Here is a 19802-nt window from a genome sequence, read left to right on the forward strand (position 1 = left end):
TGCCTGAACCACTGGCAACTGCCTGTCCCAATCAAGCACAGGCTCATGAAAAGGATGTCAAGCAAATGGATGTACGTTGCACCTCTCTGGACGAGGTCCGCCAACGGATCGATGAAATCGACCGCAGCCTCGTTTCTCTTCTCGCCAAACGTGGGAACCTCGTGACGCAAGCTGCGGGCTTCAAGAAAACCACCGATGATGTGCGTGCGCCTGCTCGGGTCGAGCAAGTGATCAAGAAGGTTCGTGAAATGGCCGACGAAACCGGTGCCTCGGCTGAGGTCGTGGAACAGGTCTATCGGGCGATGATCTCGGCCTTCATCGCTGAAGAGCTGGCTACCCATGCGAAGCTGAGCAACGAGCCTTCAGCATCTTGCTGACAACGCGGGGCTCATCCGCAGCCCCGCCGCTTTGTCACTCCCTCTATCTCTGGCTCGACGCCGCAATCGAAACGCCAGCGACGACCAAGGTGAGACCTGCGCCCACGTTCAGCCCATTCACCACGAACAAGCCCATGATGCTTGCACCAGCTCGCCAATGCCGACATCGAGCAGGCGGAAAAGGCCATGAAAGCGTTGGTTGCATTGCTCCACGCCGTCCTGCGGTCGATTTACATGGCAGAGGACATGCTTGCGTTGCAACGGCAAACAGAGATGAATCAGACTGAATTGCTGAAGGCTGTGATCGCGCGTATCCAGGCGGATGTGCTGCAGAATCGGGATCAGGAGGTGATTCAAACTTCGCAGCGACTGGTGCGGCTGGCGTTGTAGTGAGCAGTCAAAGAAGCGCAGCGTACCGCTAAGCATTGTGCTCTCGCCTGCAACAGGCAAGGCTCATGCGCTGCCGCGAAACTCGGTTCCTACAAGAATTGATCAGATTTTCCCCCTTCCTCGTAGTCCATTTCTGAATCATCCTTTTCAAGCCGTTTCACCATTGCGATGGAAACCTGAGCCCCCTAGTCTCGCCTTGTCGTTGCAAATTCAACGACCGGGTCTGCAAGCTTGGGGAAGTATCGAAAGCGTGCTCATCATCGAGCCGTTGGTCTATGCCAATGGTTGTGCTTAATGGTGGCTGCGTACGGGTGACCTTCGGGGCAGCCGGGTTTTTCTCGATCTTCCCCGGTCTTGCAGGCCCGTACGCAGCCGCCACCCATTCTCTGCAAGGGATGGGGCGTGGTTTTCTCTCACGATGCCGGGGATCAACTGTTGTGGGAGATGGCACGGGCTGCGCCCGTGTTCGCGGGCGCGCCCGCTCCCACAGAGATCACGCAAGCTGTTGGATTTTGCGCAAGACAGTTGTTCCTATCGGGAAACGCACTGGCCGGCAGATTCAAAAGTGGGTTTCAGATCGACAAGGAATTGGATGACGACACCGGCACACTGGGCCTGACCGTAGGTTCAGCCACGTTCCTCGACGGTGTGCTGGATGGCAAGAAACTGTCCCGCGTAGAAGCGGGAAACTGCTGTGACCATCCATCGAACAAGCGTCGGTATTGATGGGCTGCTCTCGGCGAGCGTCGTTCATCGGGGTGATGGATAACGAACCGGTGCTGGTCTGGGCTTCGCACTTTCTCTGCGATATGGCCAAGGCGCTGCTGGATGACGCGCATATGGGCATGCGCAAGCACCGATGACCTAACCATGGGCGGCGATGTTGGGCCCCCGGCGTTGGCAGGGTGGGCTTGGCACCCTGCCAGTATTGTCTGATTGTCATGTAGGGGTTAGGTTGCTGGGCTCTTTTCAAGGAAGACGACCGATGAAACGGACCCTACCGCTGGTATTCGCCTGCGCGCTTTTTCCCCTGCAAGCCTGGTCGGCGCTGGAAGTCGGCCAGTTCACCCTGGGCATGCCCAAGCCCCAGGCCATGGCCATTCTGCAGCAGCAGTTCGGCGAGGTTGAGCATTTCACCGGCTATCACTACCAGATGCCCACCGAGTTCTTTCAGGGGCGCAACCCGAAGGGCAATTACAACCTGGGTGGTATTGCCATCACGCAAGTGAAGGCGTCGTTCAACCAGGCCGACCAGCTTCGCCAGGTGGAGGTACGGCTGGCCAGCACCGACGAGGCGCGGGTCCAGCAACTGCTGCCGATGACCAGGCAGGCCAAGCCTGTGCCAAATAGCGGTGGCCGGCTCGAGGCGTTTTCCGCGGACGGTGAGCTGGTGTACTGGGTATCCAAGGACCGCGAGTGGACGGTGGTAACCATCGCCGACAAGGCCAGCTCGGAGAAGAATATCAAGGCGCGGGCCGAGAGTGATGAGCGCTTTGTCCAGAGCAACCGCAAGTTCGACAAGCTGATCGAGACGGCCAAGGCGGTGGAAGGCAAGCACTGATCGAGAAAGCCGCGCAGCTTTGAAGCCTTGCGCATACCATGCATTCATGGGACTGCACATAACTCATTGAATTAGCAGGGGCCCTGTGGGAGCGGCTTTAGCCGCGAACACCGGCGCAGCCGGTGCCATGCACCGCGTTGGATTGTTCGCGGCTAAAGCCGCTCCCACAGGGTACGCGGACCGCTTGCGAATTCAGTTCTCTAAGCGACAGCGCAGCAGACTGCATAAGGCCAGAAACAGCCCGCGTCGGTTTCAGGATGCGCCTGGTCGTTCGCACGCAACCCCCCGACGCCACAAGTGCCATGCTTGCAGGATGCCTTCGGACCAGCGCGCGCAGACGTGCGGCCGTAGGCAAGGAGGCCGCTGGCACCACGCAACCGTGACGTGACCGGCGCGCCGCAGCAGAACACGCCGGATACCTGCCCTCACGACAATTCAGGCAGGGTCCGTGATGCCGAGGTCCGCTGTATGCCTGATGAATTGCTCCACCTGCCTGTGATCCACCGCATTCTGGACCGTGACAAGGATACCCCCGGCGCCCTGTTGCCGATCCTGCATGCCATCCAGCACGACATCGGCTACATCCCCGATGCCGCTGTCGCCGAAATTGCCCATGCCTTGAACCTCAGCCTGGCCGAGGTGCGTGGGGTGATCAGCTTCTACCACGATTTTCGCACCACGCCGCCGGCGCGCCACACCCTGCGCCTGTGCCGCGCCGAGTCGTGCCAGAGCCGTGGCGCCGAGGCCCTGGCCGCGCAACTGCGCGACCAGCTGGCGCTGGACGACCATGGCACCAGCGCCGACGGCGCCATCAGCCTGCGTCCGGTCTATTGCCTGGGGGCCTGCGCCTGTTCGCCGGCGCTGGAACTGGACGGCCAGGTGCATGCACGCCTTACCCCTGAGCGTCTGCGCGCACTGGTCAATGCTTGCCAGGAGGACGCAGCATGCTGAAGCTGTATATCCCCTGCGATTCGGTAGCCCGTGCCGTGGGCGCCGACCAGGTCGCCGATGCTTTGCAGCGTGAGGCCGAGCGCCGTCAGCTATCGCTGGACATCCAGCGCACCAGCTCCCGCGGGCTTTACTGGCTGGAGCCGCTGCTGGAGTGCGACAGCGCGCAAGGGCGCCTGGGTTTCGGCCCGGTCACCCCGGAAGACGTGCCGTCCTTGCTCGACGCCTTGGCCGGTGAAGCCGGTGGCCACTCGCTGGCGCTGGGGCCGGTCGAGGACATCCCGTACCTCAAGACCCAGCAACGCCTGCTGTTCGCCCGTGCCGGCATCACCCGCCCATTGTCGCTGGACGACTACCGCGCCCATGGCGGTTTCGCCGGCCTTGAAGCAGCCGTGGCCCTGGACGGTGCCGAGGTGGTCGCCGCCGTGCTCGATTCCGGCCTGCGCGGCCGTGGTGGCGCGGCGTTCCCGGCCGGCATCAAGTGGCGCACCGTGCGTGACGCCGGGGCCGGGCAGAAGTACGTGGTGTGCAACGCCGACGAGGGCGACTCCGGTACCTTCGCCGACCGCATGCTGATGGAAGGCGACCCGTTCCTGCTGATCGAGGGCATGATCATTGCCGGCCTCGCCGTGGGTGCCGACAAGGGCTACATCTATGTGCGTTCGGAATACCCCGATGCCATCCGCGTGCTCGACCAGGCCTTCGCCATCGCCCGTGACGCCGGCTACCTCGGCAGCGACGTGGCCGGCAGCGGCCAGGCCTTCGACCTGGAAGTGCGGGTCGGTGCCGGCGCCTATATCTGCGGCGAAGAAACCGCACTGCTCGAATCCATCGAAGGCAAGCGCGGCATCGTCCGCGCCAAGCCACCGCTGCCCGCGCTGCAGGGCCTGTTCGGCCTGCCGACGCTGGTGCACAACGTGCTCACCCTGGCCTCGGTACCGATCATCATGGCCAAGGGCGCGGCGCATTACCGCGACTTCGGCATGGGCCGCTCGCTGGGCACCATGCCGTTCCAGCTGGCCGGCAACATCCGCCAGGGCGGCCTGGTGGAACGCGCCTTTGGCCTGACCCTGCGCGAGCTGGTGGAAGGTTATGGCGGCGGCACGGCCAGTGGCCGGGCGCTGAAGGCCGCCCAGGTTGGTGGCCCGCTTGGTGCCTGGGTACCGCCCAGTCACTTCGACACGCCGCTGGACTATGAAGCCTTCGCCGCCATCGGCGCGATGCTCGGCCATGGTGGTGTGGTAGTGGCCGACGACACCCTGAACATGGCCAGCATGGCGCGCTTCGCCTTGCAGTTCTGTGCCGAAGAGTCCTGTGGCAAGTGCACCCCGTGCCGCATCGGCTCGACCCGGGGTATGGAAGTGGTCGACCGGTTGATCGCCACCAGCGACGTGACCGAGCGGCATGACCAGGCCCTGTTGCTGCGCGACCTGTGCGACACCATGCAGTACGGCTCGCTGTGTGCCATGGGCGGCATGACCGCTTATCCGGTGGCCAGCGCCCTCAAGTATTTCCCCGCCGATTTCGGGCTTACCCACACGGAGGCCGCGCAGTGATCAATTTCTTCGACCCCGCTTCTGATAAGAGCAGCGACCTCGGCACCCCGGCCCGTGACAGCGAGGTGCAGGTCAGCCTGAACATCGATGGCCGTGCCATCACGGTGCCCGCCGGCACCTCGGTGATGCGTGCCGCCGCCATGCTCGGCACCAGCATCCCCAAACTGTGCGCCACCGACAGCCTCGAAGCCTTCGGCTCCTGCCGCATGTGCATGGTGGAAATCGAAGGCATGCGCGGCTACCCGGCCTCCTGCACCACCCCGGTCAGCGAAGGCATGGTGGTGCACACCGAAACTCCGCGCCTGGCCGGCCTGCGCCGCAACGTGATGGAGCTGTACATCTCCGACCACCCGCTGGACTGCCTGACCTGCTCGGCCAACGGCAATTGCGAGCTGCAGACCGTGGCCGGCAAGGTGGGCCTGCGCGAGGTACGCTACGGCTACGACGGCGCCAACCACCTGGCCGAGAAAAAGGACGTATCCAACCCGTATTTCGACTACGAGCCGAGCAAGTGCATTGTCTGCAGCCGCTGCGTGCGTGCCTGCGAGGACATCCAGGGCACCTTCGCCCTGACCATCACCGGGCGCGGCTTCGAATCGCGGGTGGCGGCGGCGGGTGGTGACAACTTCCTCGCCTCCGAGTGCGTGTCGTGCGGCGCCTGCGTGCAGGCCTGCCCGACCGCGACCCTGACGGAAAAGAGCCTGGTGCAGCTTGGCCAACCTGAGCGTGCGGTCATCACCACTTGCGCCTACTGCGGCGTCGGCTGCTCGTTCCGCGCCGAAATGAAGGGCGACCAGCTGGTGCGCATGGTCCCGGACAAGAACGGCGGCGCCAACCATGGTCACGCCTGCGTCAAGGGCCGCTTCGCCTGGGGCTACGCCACCCACCCGGACCGCATCACCAAACCGATGATCCGCAAGCGCCTGGAAGACCCGTGGCAGGAAGTCAGCTGGGATGAGGCGGTGACCTACGCCGCCAGCGAGTTCCGCCGCATCCAGCTCAAGTACGGTCGCGATTCCATCGGCGGCATCACCTCCAGCCGCTGCACCAACGAAGAAGCCTACCTGGTACAGAAGCTGGTGCGTGCGGCGTTCGGCAACAACAACGTCGATACCTGCGCACGGGTATGCCATTCACCCACCGGCTATGGCCTGAAGCAGACCCTGGGTGAGTCGGCCGGTACGCAAAGCTTCGACTCGGTGATGCAGGCGGACGTGGTGCTGGTGATCGGTGCCAACCCCACCGATGCCCACCCGGTGTTCGGTTCGCAGCTCAAGCGCCGCCTGCGCCAGGGTGCACGGCTGATCGTGATCGACCCCCGTCGCATCGACCTGGTCGATTCGCCGCACGCCCGCGCCGAGCTGCACCTGCAACTGCGCCCGGGCACCAACGTGGCCATGCTCAATGCCCTGGCTCACGTGATCGTCACTGAAGGCCTGCTGGCCCAGCGCTTCATCGATGCCCGCTGTGAAACCGAGGACTTCGCCCGTTGGCGCGACTTCGTCAGCCTGGCGGAAAATGCCCCTGAAGTGCTCGGCCCTGTTTGTGGCGTGCCCGCCGAGCAGATCCGCGCCGCTGCCCGCCTGTACGCCACCGGTGGCAACGCGGCCATCTACTACGGCCTGGGCGTTACCGAGCACAGCCAGGGCAGCACCGCGGTGATGGGCATCGCCAACCTGGCCATGGCCACCGGCAACATCGGCCGTGAAGGGGTAGGGGTGAACCCGCTGCGCGGGCAGAACAACGTGCAGGGCTCGTGCGACATGGGCTCGTTCCCCCACGAACTGCCCGGTTACCGGCACATTTCCAACGAGGGGGTGCGCGCCGAGTTCGAGCGTGCCTGGGGCGTGACCCTGCAGCCCGACCCGGGCCTGCGCATCCCCAACATGTTCGAGGCGGCGCTGGACGGCAACTTCAAGGCCCTGTACTGCCAGGGCGAAGACATTGCCCAGAGCGACCCCAACACCCAGCACGTCACCGCGGCCCTGCTGGCCATGGAGTGCGTGGTGGTGCAGGACATCTTCCTCAATGAAACGGCCAAGTTCGCCCATGTGTTCCTGCCGGGCAGCTCGTTCCTGGAGAAGGATGGCACCTTCACCAATGCCGAGCGGCGGATTTCGCGGGTGCGCAAAGTCATGGAGCCACTGGCCGGCAAGGCCGACTGGGAAGCGACCGTAGCCCTGGCCAATGCCTTGGGCTACCCGATGAACTACCGTCACCCGTCCGAGATCATGGACGAGATCGCCCGCCTGACGCCCACCTTCCACCGCGTCAGCTACGCCGAGATCGACCGCCACGGCAGCCTGCAGTGGCCGTGCAACGACGCCGCGCCGGATGGCACGCCGACCATGCACATCGACCAGTTCGTGCGTGGCAAGGGGCGCTTCATGCTCACCGGCTACGTGCCCACTGACGAGAAGGTCAACAACCGCTACCCGCTGCTGCTGACCACCGGGCGTATCCTCAGCCAGTACAACGTCGGTGCCCAGACCCGGCGCACCGGCAACGTCGCCTGGCATGACGCCGACCGCCTGGAAATTCACCCGACCGATGCCGAAAGCCGTGGCATCCAGGACGGTGACTGGGTCGGCATCGGCAGCCGAGCCGGGCAGACCGTGCTGCGTGCCAAGGTCGGTACGCGGGTGGCGCCGGGGGTGGTGTACACCACGTTCCACTTCCCCGAATCGGGGGCCAACGTGATTACCACCGACAACTCCGACTGGGCCACCAACTGCCCTGAGTACAAGGTGACGGCGGTGGAGGTGGTGAAGGTGTTCCAGCCTTCGCAGTGGCAGAAGCGCTACCAGGACTTCAGTGACGAGCAGCGACGCTTGCTGAAGGAGCGCCGTATCGCCGAGAAAACCGAGGTGCGCCGATGAGCACTGAGAACCTGGTCAAGATGGCCAACCAGATTGCCCATTACTTCGACAGCGAGCCAGACCGGGCGCTGGCGGTGCAAGGGGTACGGCAGCATCTGCAAAGCTACTGGACGCCGGCGATGCGCCGGCAGTTGGCGGAGTGGATCGAGGCCAATGCAGGGGAGGGGCTGGACCCGAAGGTGCGCGAGGCATTGGCCTAGCTTTTGTGTTGCATGGGGCTGCTGCGCAGCCCATCGCCGGCAAGCCAGCTGCCACAGTACTGCACATGACTTGAGGTCAATGCGGTCGATGTGGGAGCTGGCTTGCCGGCGATAGGGCCCTGACAGGTTGAACTCAGCCGCGGGCCAGCTCAGCCTGGTGGGCAATTGCTTCCTCGCTCTTTAGCACCAGCACATCCCCCTCCAGCGTATCCAGCACCACCTCCGAGGTATTACCAATCAACGCCCCGGAAATCCCCGTGCGGCACACCGTGCCAATCACTGTCACCACGGCATCAAGCATCTTCTCGGTATGCGGGATCAGCACATCCGCCGGCCCTTCGGCCACATGCAAGCGGTCTTCGCCGATGTCGTACTCGGCCTGGAATGCCTTGCACGCCTCGCGGTAACGCTTCTCGATAGTTTCGGTCAACTGGTACACCGGGTCCGAAGCCGACAGCATCGGCGACGGATGGGCGCTGATGACATGCAGTTCGCCCTTGGCCAGTTTGGCAATCTCGAAACCATGGTCGATGATGCTGGCATGCAGGCGGCGGTGGTCCTCGTCCTGGTTGCCCACATCCACCGCGGCCAGGATCTTGCCGCCGGTCCACGGCCGCTCGCTCTTCACCATCAGCACGGCACACGGGCACTGGCGCAGCAGCTTCCAGTCGGCGGGGGTGAGCAGGGCCTTTTTCAGCGGGTTGTCCGGGCGGTGCTCCTTGATCACCAGCTCGCAGCCTTCGGCCTGCTGCACGTAGATGATGGTGTCGTGCAGGTTGTCGCGCCAGGCTTCTTCATGGGTGACATTGTCGTACCCGTCATCATGCAACTGGCTACTCAGCAGGCTCAGCAGCGCGCTGTGGTCATGCCTTTTGTCGCACATCAGCAGGTGCAGGCGCGCGCCGGTGAGGCCGGCGATCAGCTTGGCCCGGGTCAGCGCCCGGCTGTGGGCATGTTCGGGGTCGAGAACGACAAGGATGCTGCGGACGGCTTGCATGGGCGTTAACTCCCTTCAAAGGTGGCGACCAATGCCTGACTATAGTCGGCGCTTCCCCCGCTGGCGCTTGATGTACATCAAGCATAGTCACTGGCGCCGCCCGCCGCCGCCGGTATAATCGCCGGCCCTGCCTGTTCTGTGTGGTTGTACGCTTATGTCGCTGATCCCCGAAATCGACGCCTTTCTTGGTTGCCCGACCCCAGACGCCTGGATCGAAGCGGCGCTCGCCGACCAGGAAACCCTGCTGATCGACCACAAGAATTGCGAGTTCAAGGCTGCCAGCACCGCCCTGAGCCTGATCGCCAAGTACAACACCCACCTCGACCTGATCAACATGATGTCGCGCCTGGCCCGCGAGGAGCTGGTGCACCACGAGCAGGTGCTACGCCTGATGAAGCGCCGCGGCGTGCCGCTGCGCCCGGTGTCGGCGGGGCGTTATGCGTCGGGGCTGCGGCGCCTGGTGCGTGCCCACGAGCCGGTCAAGCTGGTGGATACGCTGGTGGTGGGGGCGTTTATCGAGGCGCGCAGCTGCGAGCGCTTTGCTGCGTTGGTACCGCACCTGGATGAGGAACTGGGCCGCTTCTACCACGGCCTGCTGAAGAGCGAAGCGCGCCACTACCAGGGTTACCTGAAACTGGCGCACAACTACGGCGATGAGGCCGACATCGCCCGCCGCGTAGAACTGGTGCGCGCAGCGGAGGTCGAGCTGATCCAGTCACCGGACCAGGAGCTGCGCTTCCATAGCGGTATCCCGCTGGCGCAGGTCGCCTGATTCGCACCAGGCGGCCCGGATGTCAGTGACGGCGGCCCAGCAGCAGGCCGACCACCAGGCCGAGGCCCGCGGAAATGGCCACGGTCTGCCACGGGTGGCCGCCGATGTAGTCCTGGGTAGCCTCCACCACCGGCTGCGCCTTGCTGCGCACCTTGTTGGCGGCATGGCGCGCCTGGCGTAGCTTGAGGCTTACCTGCGCGCGCAGGGTTTCGGCCTCGTCGCCCACCAGGGCGGCGCTGTCGTTCAGCAGCTTTTCCGATTCTTCGATCAGCGCCTGCAGTTCGCTGAATACCTGGTCCTTGATCTGATCGCTGTCGGCCAGCGCGGTGTTTTTCCGGGCCATGAACTCGTCCTCGTCGATGCTGTGGTTCGAACAATGGATGCCGGCGCGTCGGGAAAGTTGCGGCGGCTTTGGGCTGTTGCAGTACCTGGGTGTAAGATAGCGGCCATTTTCAAACCTGCAGGTACCTTCATGAGTTTCAATCTGGCCAACATGAGCTTCGAGGAACGGGCGCAGATCGAGGCAGAGAAGGCCCGGCTGTTCGAGCTGTGGCAGAACAACCTGGGCAAGGCCAAGGGCGAAGCGGCGCGGCTGATCGCCGAAAAACCCCGGCGCAAAGGCAAATGGGCCGAGTGGGTGCGCACCGAACTGGATGGCATGTCGCCGCCCGAATACGCCAGCATGGTGCGCAGCGAAGTCAACAAGCTGATGGCCGCGGCCAGCGCCAACCGCTGATCACACCCCTCCAGGCGCTTACCAGTAGGCGCTTTTGGGCAGGTCCAGCTTGCCCTCGTCGGTAAAGCGCACGGTCCCCAGCAGCCCGCCGGCCAGCTTGCCGCGCAGTACATAGGGCAGGCCCTGCAGCGAACCCACCTGGCCCAGCCCATAGGCCTGGCGTAGGAAGGAAAACGCCGTGATGCTCACTGGCACCACGATCACCGCTTCGCCATAACGGCCAATGTGCCCCTGCTGGTCGCTGACCCCGGCCGCCAGCGGCTGGCCGTTCACTTCCAGGTTCAGGGCGATGCCGTTGTAGTCGATTGGCGCCTCGTTGGGGTTTTGCACCCGCATCTTCACCGCCATGCGCAGTTCCAGCTCCTGCCCGGGTAGCGGCTCGATACCGATCACGCTGATATTGACCGGGTCGCGTCCTTGGAACAGCGCACAGGCCCCCAGGCCGTAGGCCATCAGCAGGACCAGGAACAGGCGGGCGTAGCGGTGCAGACGGGTAGCCATGGAGTGCGACCTTGCCAGAGTGGGCGAATGGGCAGTGTGGCAAATGCGCGTCGGCGTTGAAAGTCTCCCGTCAGATGAAAGATACTGTTTCTCATTAACGCCCGATAAACTTTCCTACTGGCCATTCCCAAACCCATGCTGACCTCACCCGTGTCGGGCCTGCTGGCGAGTTTCCAGGAGCACTACGACGACCTGCTGCAGTTCCTGACCCGGCGCATGAGCGACCGCCAGCGCGCTGCCGACGTCGCGCAGGAAACCTACCTGAAGCTGGTGAACATCGACCAGCAGGCGGTGCCGGTGCTGCACGCGCGCAGTTTCATCTTCCGCGTGGCCGGCAACCTGGCGATCGATGCCTTGCGCCGCGAGCAGCGCATTGCCGCCAGCCACGACGACAGTGCGCTGGCAGGTGAAGTGGCCTGCCCGGCGCCGGCACCCGAGGCGGCGTTGCTGGCCCGGGAGCGCCTGCAGATCCTTGACCAGGCGCTGCTGCAGCTGTCCGACAATGCCCGCCAGGCGCTGTTGCTCAACCGTGTCGAAGGCCTGACCCAGGCACAGATCGCACGACGGTTGGGTGTTTCCGAAAGCATGGTGGCGAAATACATTGGCCAGGCCCTGCGCCATTGCCGCAACTGGCTCAAACAGGCGGGTGTGGCTGCTGCACTGGTGTTGACCGCTGGTGTGGCTGGTTGGCAGCAGGCGCCGGTGCTGTTGGCGGATTACCGCACCGGGATGGGTGAGCGGCAAGTGGTGACCCTGGCCGATGGCACGCGGGTGACGTTGAACAGCGCCAGTGCCCTGAGCGTGGTGTTCAGCGACCGTGAGCGGCGGGTGGTGCTGGAGTCTGGTGAGGCCTTGTTCGAGACCACGGATGATTCACGGCCGTTTGTGGTCGAGACGGACGGTGAGCGGGTGCAGGGGAGCGCGGCCACCTTCAGCGTGCGTCGCGATGGCCGCGTGGTGTTGGCACATGGCGAAGCCAAGGTTGGCGAGCATGCACTGGCAATAGCGGCCGATGCCGGCACGCAGATGGCCTGGCAGCGCGGCAAGCTGATCTTCAACGGCAAGCCGCTGGGGCAGGTGCTGGCGGAGCTTGAGCGTTACCGGCATGGGCGCATCGTGCTGTCGGACAGCAAGCTCGCGGCGATGGAGGTGAGCGGGGTGTTTGACCTCGATGAGCCGGAGGCCCTGTTGCGGACCCTCGAGCAGCGCTATGGGCTGAAGGTGACCTACCTGCCGTGGTTGGCCGTGGTGCATTGACTCGCCTGTGCCGGCCTCTTCGCGGCTAAAGCCGCTCCCACAGGTACTGCACAGGTCTGGAAGGCTGTGGAGATTCCTGTGGGAGCGGCTTTAGCCGCGAAGAGGCCGGCACAGGAAAAATTTTTCATCTTGCACTGCAAGTTCCTGGCAGCCAGATCGTCGTAGTGGGACTGATCAGCAACTCATTCTCATTTACGACTTGTCAGGAAGCTCATTCGTGCCTCTGATGCTCAAGCCCTTGCTTCGCCGCCGCGTTCCTCTTCACCATGCTCTGATGTCCTGCAGTGCCCTGGCCCTGCTGTTTGGCCCGCTGCAGGCGTCGGCCTCGACCGCCACCGAACAGGCCCAGACTCACGCTCGCCAGGTCCAGCTCGACCTGCCGGCCCAGCCTTTGGACCAGGCCCTGACCACGTTCGCCGACCAGGCAGGCCTGCACCTGCTGTACACCACCAGCGATGTCGCCGGCCAGCCCAGCCCGGCCTTGCAGGGCAGCTACAACATTGAGCAGGCCCTGCAGCAGTTGCTGGCCGGCAGCGGCATGAGCTGGCACTTCAGCGATGCCCGCACGGTGACCCTGCGCAAGGCCGAGGCCGCGCCGCAGGCGGTCAACCTCAAACCGATCGAAGTCAGCGTGGCCTCGCGCACCCGCACCGCGATCAGCGAAATCCCCGGCACCGTGTGGGTGGTCGACCAGCAGCAACTGCGCGAGCAGATCGACAGCGGCGTCAGCCTCAAGGAAGCCATCGGCAAGCTGGTGCCAGGCCTCGACCTGGCGCCGGAAGGGCGCACCAACTACGGCCAGAACATGCGTGGGCGCAACGTGCTGGTGATGATCGACGGGGTCAGCCAGAACAGCTCGCGCGGCCTGTCGCGCCAGTTCGACAGCATTTCGCCGTTCAACGTCGAGCGTGTCGAAGTGCTGTCCGGCGCCAGCGCCATCTACGGCGGCGGCGCCACCGGCGGCATCATCAACATCGTGACCAAGAAGGGCGAACCTGGCCCGGTGCGTTTCGAGACCCAGCTCGGTGCCAGCAGCGGCTTCAACAACAGCGACGACCTGGCCACCCGCTTCGCCCAGTCGATCAGTGGCGGCAACGAGCGGTTCAACGCCCGGCTGGGGGTTTCCGGCGAGCAGAACGAAGCCTTCTACGACGGCGCCGGCGACCAGATCTTCATCGACAACACCCAGACCGACCTGCAGTACAACCGCACCATCGACGTACTCGGCACCTTGGGGATGCAGCTGAACGACCAGCAGAGCCTCGACCTGCTGGCCCAGTACTATGATTCGGGCAACCACGGCAGTACCGGCATCTACTTCCCCAACCTGAACTACAACGCCCCATCCGACCTGGAAGATGCCGAACTGCGCGGTGGCTACTCGTCGGACCTGGAGCCACGCACCCGGCGCCTGCTGCTGAATGCCAACTACCACCACACCGATGTGTTGGGCCAGGACTTCTACCTGCAGGCCTCGTACCGCAAGGAAGACAACAACTTCTACCCGTTCCCCTACTACAATCGCGCCACGCCCACCGGCTCGCGCGGCGTGTACTTCGCCGCCTCGCAGCAGAACTTCGAGGTCACCAGCCTCAAGGCCTTGTTCGCCAAGCAGTGGGACACGCTGAAGCTGACCTACGGCGTCGACCTGGACCGCGAGCGCTTCAACGCCGAGCAGACCACGTTCAACGCCCGGACGTCGTCCGAGTCGGGTGGCCTGGAGCTGGAAAAGGACAGCAAGGCCGCACGCTACCCCAGCTACCGGGTCGATGGCGTGTCGGTGTACACCCAGCTGGACTGGCATGCCACCGATAACCTGACCTTGTCCGGCGGCGCCCGGCGCCAGCAGATGGACGTGGACGTCAGCGACTTCAAAGGTGTGCCGGGCGGCAGCAACGATTACCAGGTCAACCTGTTCAACGTCGGTGCCATCTACGACTTCAAGAATGGCCACCAGGTATGGAGCAACTACGGCGAAGGCTTCGACCTGCCCGACCCGGCCAAGTATTACGGCAAGCCCGGCCTGAGCGTGGCCGACAACCCGCTGGCGGGCATCAAGAGCCGCCAGGTGGAGCTGGGCTGGCGCTATGCCGACCTGGAGTGGGATGCCCAGGCGGCGCTGTACTACATCTGGTCGGACAAGATCATCAACGTCGATTCGCAGACGCTGACCATTGATGTGGAAGCGCAGAAAAGCCGTGACTTCGGTTTTGAAGGCGCGCTGACCCGGCACTTCCAGACTGGCTGGGAAGCCGGTGGCAGCGTGCACCTGACCCGCTCCGAGGAAGAAGATGCCGATGGCGGCTGGATCAAGCGTGATGCCCGCTATGCCTCGTTGTCCAAGGCGACCGCGTTCGTCGGCTGGAAGGGCGATGGCCGCAGTGCGCGGCTGCAGGCCAACCATGCCTTCAGCCTGAAGGACGATGCCGACCACGAGATCGACGGCTACACCACCTTCGACCTGCTGGGTAGCCAGGATACCGGCTTCGGCACCCTCAGCGCCGGCATCCAGAACCTGCTGGACAAGCAATACAGTACGGTCTGGGGGCAGCGTGCGACGCTGTTCTACTCGCCGACCTACGGGCCGGCGTACCTGTATGACTACCAGGGGCGTGGGCGCACCTACACCCTGAGCTGGAGCATGGCTTACTGACTGTCGTTGCCTGGACTGGCCTCTTCGCGGGTAAACCCGCTCCCACAGGAGGCGGCGCCTTACCCGCGAAGAGGCCAGTTCAGGCAAACGCTGCCAGCAAATCCTGCGCAAACGCCTGCTGGGCCTCGCCAACCGCCTGCGCCCGGTGCCTGGCCAGGGTAAACGGCACCACAAAGTCCAGCCCCGGGTCCAGCGCCCATAGCAGCCCCTCAGCCTCCCACGTTTGCGCGCAATGGCACGGCAGATAGCCAATATGCCGCCCCGACAGAATCAATGTCAGCACACTCTCGATCTGCTCCGCCACCGCCATGCTGCGCTGGCTCTGGAACGGCTCGCCGCCCTTGAGAAACCGGTACGGATGGCGTACCTGATCCATCGCCAGCAACCGCTCCCGCCCAACGCCAGCCTCCCCGAACAGCACATGCCCCTTGCCGCAATACAGCCGTTGCCGCTCCTCGAACAGCGGCTGGTAATCGAAGGCTGCCTGGTTGCCGGAAAAGTAGCTGATGGCGTAATCCAGCCGCTGCTCCAGCAACAACCGCTCCAGCTCTGCCGGCGGCGCACTGATCAGCTCCAGTTGCACCGCCTCCTCGCGCCTGCGAAACGCCGCAATGGCCGCCGCCAGCTTCAGGCTCACCGCCTTGTCCTGGTTCTCCGCCATGCCTATGCGCACGGTCCCCAGCAGTCGCCCGGCAACGCCATTGGCTTGCTGGCGAAACTGCTCGATGTTCAGCAGCAACCCACGGGCTGCGTCGAGCAATAACGCACCTTTTTCCGTCAGCTGAAAACCACCCTTGCCCCGGCTGCACAGGCGGTAGCCCAGCCGCGCTTCCAGCTGCGCCATGCGCTGGCTGATGGTGGGCTGGCTCAGGCCCAGCACGCCTTGCGCGGCGCTGAAGCCACCGGCCTCGACTACAGTGACGAACAGCCGCAGCAGGTGCAGGTCAGGGTCGTGCACTTGTCCGAGCATTACATTGCTCCTGCTCAATGTCAGCTTTGCAAACTTGCCATTCCTGCAATGTAACCCGGCTGGCATGCTCGCGGCATCCACCCATTTGCCGAGGTGTTCGTCATGCGTCGATCGTTGTGCCTGCTGTCCCTGGTCCTGGCCTTGCCGCTGCAGGCTGAAGAAAAGGTCGTCAACCTTTACAGCTGGGCCGACTACGTCGCCCCGCAAACCCTCCAGCGCTTCGAGCAGGAAACTGGCTACAAGGTGCGCTACGACACCTTCGACACCACCGAGGTACTGGAAACCAAGCTGCTGACCGGTGGTAGCGGCTATGACGTGGTGGTGCCGTCATCGGCGGTGCTGGCCCGGGCGCTCAAGGCCAACGCCCTGCAGCCGCTCGACCCCCAGGCCATGCCCGGCTATGCCAACCTCGACAAGGACCTGCTGGCCAAGCTCGCCGAGGCCGACCCCGGCAACCGCCATGCGGTGCCCTACACCTGGGGCACCCTGGGCCTGGGGGTGAATGTGGAGGCAGTGCGCCAGCGCCTGGGGGATGTGCCGCTGGACAGCCTCGACCTGCTATTCAAGCCCGAGTACGCCAGCCGGCTGAAGGACTGCGGCATCGCCATGCCCGACTCGCCGCAGGAGGTGATCGGCGTGGCCCTGAACTACCTGGGCAAGGACCCTTACAGCCAGAACAAGGACGACCTGGCCGCCGCGCAGAACCTGCTGAGCCAGCTGCAGCCATCTATCAGCTACGTCGCCAATGGCCGGCAGATCAGCGACCTGGCCAACGGTAGCGTGTGCCTGGCACTGACCTACAACGGTGATGCGGCGATGGCCGCCGACCAGGCGCGCCGCGCCGGCAAACCGTTCGAGCTGATCTACCGCATCCCCCGCGAAGGCACGCTGGTGTGGCAGGACAACCTGGTCATCCCCAAGGACGCCCCGCACCCCGAGGCCGCGCGGGCGTTCATCGCCTTCATGCTCAAGCCCGAGTCGGTGGCCGCGCTGACCAACACGCTGTTCTTCGCCAATGCCAACCAGGCGGCCACGCCGCTGGTGGACGAAGCGGTGCGCAACGACCCGGATATCTACCCACCGGCCGCGGTGCGCCAGCGCCTGTATGCCGACCGCAGCATGGCGCTGGCCGACCTGCGCCAGCGCAACCGCCTGTGGGCCGCGTTCCGCAGCCGCCAGTAACCCATAACGATAAAGGAGTCCGACCGTGGAGCAAGCCGCAAACAACGACCAGGCGATGACCCGCGACAGCCTGTATGGCACCGCCGCGGAAAGTACTTATGCCGGCATTGCCAGTTTCTCCCGCCGCCGCTACAGCCGTGACCTGCGTGGTGTCGATGTGGTGGTCAGCGGTGTGCCGTTCGATACTGCCACCAGTAACCGCCCCGGTGCACGCTTCGGCCCACGGGCGATCCGCGCCGCCTCGGTGCAGCAGGCCTGGGCCCGGCACTGGCCGTGGGCGTTCGACCCGTTCGACCATCTGGCGGTGATCGACTATGGCGATTGTGCCTTCGACAGCGGTACCCCACAGTCGGTACCGGACAGCATCGAGGCCCATGCCACGCATATTCTGGAAGCGGGCTGCGCCATGCTCACCCTGGGCGGCGACCACTTCATCAGCTACCCGCTGCTCAAGGCCCATGCCCGCCGCCATGGCCCGCTGGCGCTGATCCACTTCGATGCGCACAGCGACACCTGGCCGGACGAAGACTGTGGGTCAGTGTGCAAGCGCATCGATCACGGCACCATGTTCTGGCATGCCGCCCGCGAAGGCCTGGTGGACCCGGCCAGCTCGGTGCAAATCGGCCTGCGCACCACCAATGACGACAGCCAGGGCTTTGCCATCCTCGACGCCCGCCAGGTGCACCGGCAGGGCACCGAGGCGGTGATCGCGGCGATTCGCCAGCGGGTGGGCGAGCGGCCGGTGTACCTGACTTTCGATATCGACTGCCTCGATCCGGCCTATGCGCCCGGCACCGGTACACCGGTGTGCGGCGGGCTGAGCACGGTGCAGGCGCTGGAGATCCTCGGCGGGCTGCGCGGCATCAACCTGGTGGGCATGGACCTGGTGGAGGTGGCGCCAGCCTATGACCATGCCGACATCACCGCGCTGGCGGGGGCGACCCTGGCGATGGAGATGCTGTGCCTGTATGCGGCGCGGCACAAGGTGGACAAGGACCAGTAATTCGGCGTCCGCAGGATCTTGTGGGAGCGGCCTTGTGTCGCGAAAGGGCTGCCCAGCAGCCCCCAAGGCCCATACTGAAACATCAGGAATCATCTCCACCCGCATTCACACTTTTGCCGCGAACCCCTCGCGCCTTAGGCTATCAAACCCACCAGGCGCGGCATTTTCGTTCAGGAGGTGAAGCATGACCCCGACATTGCCCATGCTGACCCTCGGCCTGGTGCTGTGCCTGCCCGCGCAAGCGGCCTCCGAGGCGCCCTTGCAGCTCGCCGCCGGCAACAACAACCCCTACAACAGCCCGATCCAGCGCGCCAACCCCAACAGCCGCCAGGGCAGCATCCCGGCCACGCCGCCGGTGCGCGGCCCGTCCACTGACCCGTACCAGCGCCCGCCCACGCTGGACAACCGCGGCATCGGCAACGGCGACAACCTGCGCCGCCAGCAGCAAACCCCGAACCTGGAACCCACCCGGCCACCGCGCGGCAACCCGCGTGCGCCGTGACCCCTGACGAAAGGAATCCTGCATGCTTCGAGCACCCTGGCTTGTCACCCTGACCGCCGCCGCACTGCTGCCCTTGCTGGCGCAGGCGGCGGCCGAACAGCAGTTTCGCAGTGAAGAAGGCACCGTGACTGTCAGCACTGTGGCCGACGGCCTGCGCAACCCTTGGGCCCTGGCGTTCCTGCCGGGCGGCAAGGACATGCTGGTCACCGAACGTGCCGGTAACCTGCGGGTGGTTAACGCCGAAGGCAAGGTCGGCCCGCCGATCAGCGGCGTGCCCAAGGTCTGGGCCGAGGGCCAGGGCGGCCTGCTGGATGTGGTGCTGTCGCCAGAATTCGCCAAGGACCGCACGGTCTACCTGTCCTACGCCGAGGAGGGCAGTGATGGCAAGGCCGGCACGGCGGTCGGCCGTGGCCAGCTGTCCCAGGACCGCGCCCGGCTGGAAAACTTCAGCGTGATCTTTCGCCAGCAGCCCAAGCTGTCGGACGGCAACCACTTCGGCTCGCGCCTGGTGTTCGACCGCGACGGCTACCTGTTCATAGCCCTTGGCGAGAACAACCAGCGCCCGACTGCTCAGGACCTGGACAAGCTGCAAGGCAAGATCGTGCGGATTTTGCCGGACGGCGAGGTGCCCAAGGACAACCCCTTCGTCGGCAAGGACAACGTGCGGCCGGAAATCTGGTCGTTCGGCCATCGCAACCAGCAAGGTGCCGCGCTCAACCCCTGGACCGGCAAACTGTGGACCCACGAGCACGGCCCGCGCGGCGGCGACGAGATCAACATTCCCGAGCCCGGCAAGAACTATGGATGGCCGATTGCTACCCACGGCATCAACTACTCGCTTCTGCCCATCCCCGAGGCCAAGGGCAAGCATGTGCAGGGCATGGTCGACCCGCACCATGTATGGGAGAAGTCGCCGGGTATCAGCGGCATGGCGTTTTACGACAGCCCCACCTTCAAGGCCTGGGACCATAACCTGTTCATTGGCGCGCTGACCACCCAGGAGCTGATCCGCCTGCAGCTGGATGGCGACAAGGTGGTGCATGAAGAGCGTTTGCTGGGTGAGCTGAAGGCGCGTATCCGCGATGTACGGGTGGGGCCGGACGGGTACTTGTATGTGCTGACCGACGACAAGGACGGCGCACTGCTGAAAGTCGGATTGGGAGATGGCACCTGACGCAATACAGGACTTGTGGGAGCGGCCTTGTGTCGCGAAAGGGCCGCGCAGCGGCCCCAGCAATATTCGCCGTGACGCGAAAATCCTGGGGCCGCTCTGCGGCCCTTTCGCGACACAAGGCCGCTCCCACAAGGTATGTGTAGA

Annotated in this window: 21 protein-coding genes; 17 read left to right on the top strand and 4 right to left on the bottom strand. The window is 64.6% G+C overall.

Annotation, left to right across the window (positions count from 1 at the left end; all coding sequences use genetic code 11):
- Positions 1-65 precede the first annotated feature (65 nt).
- The 9 genes from FQ664_RS11030 (at position 66) to FQ664_RS11070 (ending at position 7911) form a co-directional block, all read left to right on the top strand.
- Positions 66-377 (top strand): chorismate mutase, encoded by a 312-nt coding sequence (locus tag FQ664_RS11030; RefSeq protein ID WP_144171999.1) that lies wholly within the window; start codon positions 66-68, stop codon positions 375-377.
- A gap of 141 nt (positions 378-518) precedes the next feature.
- A complete protein-coding gene (locus FQ664_RS11035; RefSeq protein ID WP_144171944.1) occupies positions 519-767 on the top strand; it encodes a hypothetical protein in 249 nt (82 codons plus the stop codon).
- A gap of 402 nt (positions 768-1169) precedes the next feature.
- Positions 1170-1493 (top strand): hypothetical protein, encoded by a 324-nt coding sequence (locus tag FQ664_RS27770; RefSeq protein WP_256675918.1) that lies wholly within the window; start codon positions 1170-1172, stop codon positions 1491-1493.
- Between the two features lie 35 nt (positions 1494-1528).
- The gene (locus FQ664_RS27775) at positions 1529-1630 is read left to right on the top strand and encodes a DUF3077 domain-containing protein (protein ID WP_256675919.1); all 102 of its coding nucleotides are present in this window, start codon (positions 1529-1531) and stop codon (positions 1628-1630) included.
- Between the two features lie 122 nt (positions 1631-1752).
- Positions 1753-2328, top strand: a complete 576-nt coding sequence (locus tag FQ664_RS11045) for a hypothetical protein (RefSeq protein WP_144171945.1) — start codon at positions 1753-1755, stop codon at positions 2326-2328.
- Positions 2329-2796: 468 nt separating this feature from the next.
- On the top strand, positions 2797-3279 hold the full coding sequence (locus FQ664_RS11055) for a formate dehydrogenase subunit gamma (RefSeq protein WP_144171947.1): 483 nt from the start codon (positions 2797-2799) through the stop codon (positions 3277-3279).
- The gene (locus FQ664_RS11060; protein ID WP_144171948.1) at positions 3273-4832 is read left to right on the top strand and encodes a formate dehydrogenase beta subunit; all 1560 of its coding nucleotides are present in this window, start codon (positions 3273-3275) and stop codon (positions 4830-4832) included. The genes FQ664_RS11055 and FQ664_RS11060 overlap by 7 nt, the downstream gene beginning before the upstream one ends.
- The gene (gene fdhF, locus FQ664_RS11065; RefSeq protein ID WP_144171949.1) at positions 4829-7711 is read left to right on the top strand and encodes a formate dehydrogenase subunit alpha; all 2883 of its coding nucleotides are present in this window, start codon (positions 4829-4831) and stop codon (positions 7709-7711) included. The genes FQ664_RS11060 and fdhF overlap by 4 nt, the downstream gene beginning before the upstream one ends.
- Positions 7708-7911: a formate dehydrogenase subunit delta gene (locus FQ664_RS11070; RefSeq protein WP_144171950.1), complete on the top strand. Its 204-nt coding sequence runs from the start codon at positions 7708-7710 to the stop codon at positions 7909-7911. Before fdhF ends, FQ664_RS11070 begins: the two co-directional genes overlap by 4 nt.
- A gap of 133 nt (positions 7912-8044) precedes the next feature.
- Here the strand turns inward: FQ664_RS11070 and FQ664_RS11075 are convergent, their stop codons facing one another.
- On the bottom strand, positions 8045-8908 hold the full coding sequence (locus FQ664_RS11075) for a universal stress protein (protein ID WP_144171951.1): 864 nt from the start codon (positions 8906-8908) through the stop codon (positions 8045-8047).
- 154 nt (positions 8909-9062) lie between these two features.
- Here FQ664_RS11075 and FQ664_RS11080 point away from each other — a divergent pair, with 154 nt between their 5' ends.
- Positions 9063-9680 (top strand): MiaE family protein, encoded by a 618-nt coding sequence (locus FQ664_RS11080; RefSeq protein WP_144171952.1) that lies wholly within the window; start codon positions 9063-9065, stop codon positions 9678-9680.
- Positions 9681-9702: 22 nt separating this feature from the next.
- On the opposite strand, the gene FQ664_RS11085 is transcribed toward FQ664_RS11080, so the two are convergent.
- Positions 9703-10023, bottom strand: a complete 321-nt coding sequence (locus tag FQ664_RS11085) for an ElaB/YgaM/YqjD family protein (protein WP_144171953.1) — start codon at positions 10021-10023, stop codon at positions 9703-9705.
- 129 nt (positions 10024-10152) lie between these two features.
- Between FQ664_RS11085 and FQ664_RS11090 the strand changes: the two genes are divergently transcribed.
- Positions 10153-10416: a hypothetical protein gene (locus FQ664_RS11090; protein ID WP_144171954.1), complete on the top strand. Its 264-nt coding sequence runs from the start codon at positions 10153-10155 to the stop codon at positions 10414-10416.
- Between the two features lie 18 nt (positions 10417-10434).
- Here the strand turns inward: FQ664_RS11090 and FQ664_RS11095 are convergent, their stop codons facing one another.
- Complete coding sequence (locus FQ664_RS11095; RefSeq protein ID WP_144171955.1) at positions 10435-10917, bottom strand: LEA/WHy family protein; 483 nt, start codon at positions 10915-10917, stop codon at positions 10435-10437.
- Between the two features lie 135 nt (positions 10918-11052).
- Here FQ664_RS11095 and FQ664_RS11100 point away from each other — a divergent pair, with 135 nt between their 5' ends.
- Positions 11053-12174 carry a sigma-70 family RNA polymerase sigma factor gene (locus FQ664_RS11100; protein ID WP_144171956.1) on the top strand — a complete coding sequence of 374 codons (1122 nt, stop codon included), beginning with the start codon at positions 11053-11055 and terminating at the stop codon, positions 12172-12174.
- 226 nt (positions 12175-12400) lie between these two features.
- A complete protein-coding gene (locus FQ664_RS11105) occupies positions 12401-14827 on the top strand; it encodes a TonB-dependent receptor (protein ID WP_144172000.1) in 2427 nt (808 codons plus the stop codon).
- 79 nt (positions 14828-14906) lie between these two features.
- On the opposite strand, the gene FQ664_RS11110 is transcribed toward FQ664_RS11105, so the two are convergent.
- Positions 14907-15797: a LysR family transcriptional regulator gene (locus FQ664_RS11110; RefSeq protein WP_144171957.1), complete on the bottom strand. Its 891-nt coding sequence runs from the start codon at positions 15795-15797 to the stop codon at positions 14907-14909.
- A 102-nt stretch (positions 15798-15899) separates the two neighbouring features.
- Between FQ664_RS11110 and FQ664_RS11115 the strand changes: the two genes are divergently transcribed.
- From FQ664_RS11115 to FQ664_RS11130, 4 genes are all read left to right on the top strand, one after another.
- Positions 15900-16979 (top strand): extracellular solute-binding protein, encoded by a 1080-nt coding sequence (locus tag FQ664_RS11115; protein WP_144171958.1) that lies wholly within the window; start codon positions 15900-15902, stop codon positions 16977-16979.
- A 25-nt stretch (positions 16980-17004) separates the two neighbouring features.
- Positions 17005-17982: an agmatinase gene (gene speB / locus FQ664_RS11120; protein ID WP_144171959.1), complete on the top strand. Its 978-nt coding sequence runs from the start codon at positions 17005-17007 to the stop codon at positions 17980-17982.
- A gap of 184 nt (positions 17983-18166) precedes the next feature.
- On the top strand, positions 18167-18484 hold the full coding sequence (locus tag FQ664_RS11125; protein WP_144171960.1) for a hypothetical protein: 318 nt from the start codon (positions 18167-18169) through the stop codon (positions 18482-18484).
- Between the two features lie 22 nt (positions 18485-18506).
- A complete protein-coding gene (locus tag FQ664_RS11130) occupies positions 18507-19658 on the top strand; it encodes a PQQ-dependent sugar dehydrogenase (RefSeq protein WP_144171961.1) in 1152 nt (383 codons plus the stop codon).
- Positions 19659-19802: the final 144 nt, after the last annotated feature.

The sequence above is a fragment of the Pseudomonas persica genome, assembly GCF_900291015.1.
Taxonomy (GTDB): domain Bacteria; phylum Pseudomonadota; class Gammaproteobacteria; order Pseudomonadales; family Pseudomonadaceae; genus Aquipseudomonas.

Bases quoted from the DNA above. Each gene is read 5' to 3' on its own strand.
- FQ664_RS11030 (WP_144171999.1), top strand. From the start codon at position 66: ATGGATGTACGTTGCACCTCTCTGGACGAGGTCCGCCAACGGATCGAT.
- FQ664_RS27775 (WP_256675919.1), top strand. From the start codon at position 1,529: ATGGATAACGAACCGGTGCTGGTCTGGGCTTCGCACTTTCTCTGCGAT.
- FQ664_RS11045 (WP_144171945.1), top strand. From the start codon at position 1,753: ATGAAACGGACCCTACCGCTGGTATTCGCCTGCGCGCTTTTTCCCCTG.
- FQ664_RS11055 (WP_144171947.1), top strand. From the start codon at position 2,797: ATGCCTGATGAATTGCTCCACCTGCCTGTGATCCACCGCATTCTGGAC.
- FQ664_RS11060 (WP_144171948.1), top strand. From the start codon at position 3,273: ATGCTGAAGCTGTATATCCCCTGCGATTCGGTAGCCCGTGCCGTGGGC.
- FQ664_RS11070 (WP_144171950.1), top strand. From the start codon at position 7,708: ATGAGCACTGAGAACCTGGTCAAGATGGCCAACCAGATTGCCCATTAC.
- FQ664_RS11075 (WP_144171951.1), bottom strand. From the start codon at position 8,908: ATGCAAGCCGTCCGCAGCATCCTTGTCGTTCTCGACCCCGAACATGCC.
- FQ664_RS11080 (WP_144171952.1), top strand. From the start codon at position 9,063: ATGTCGCTGATCCCCGAAATCGACGCCTTTCTTGGTTGCCCGACCCCA.
- FQ664_RS11085 (WP_144171953.1), bottom strand. From the start codon at position 10,023: ATGGCCCGGAAAAACACCGCGCTGGCCGACAGCGATCAGATCAAGGAC.
- FQ664_RS11090 (WP_144171954.1), top strand. From the start codon at position 10,153: ATGAGTTTCAATCTGGCCAACATGAGCTTCGAGGAACGGGCGCAGATC.
- FQ664_RS11095 (WP_144171955.1), bottom strand. From the start codon at position 10,917: ATGGCTACCCGTCTGCACCGCTACGCCCGCCTGTTCCTGGTCCTGCTG.
- FQ664_RS11100 (WP_144171956.1), top strand. From the start codon at position 11,053: ATGCTGACCTCACCCGTGTCGGGCCTGCTGGCGAGTTTCCAGGAGCAC.
- FQ664_RS11105 (WP_144172000.1), top strand. From the start codon at position 12,401: ATGCTCAAGCCCTTGCTTCGCCGCCGCGTTCCTCTTCACCATGCTCTG.
- FQ664_RS11110 (WP_144171957.1), bottom strand. From the start codon at position 15,797: ATGCTCGGACAAGTGCACGACCCTGACCTGCACCTGCTGCGGCTGTTC.
- FQ664_RS11115 (WP_144171958.1), top strand. From the start codon at position 15,900: ATGCGTCGATCGTTGTGCCTGCTGTCCCTGGTCCTGGCCTTGCCGCTG.
- FQ664_RS11125 (WP_144171960.1), top strand. From the start codon at position 18,167: ATGACCCCGACATTGCCCATGCTGACCCTCGGCCTGGTGCTGTGCCTG.
- FQ664_RS11130 (WP_144171961.1), top strand. From the start codon at position 18,507: ATGCTTCGAGCACCCTGGCTTGTCACCCTGACCGCCGCCGCACTGCTG.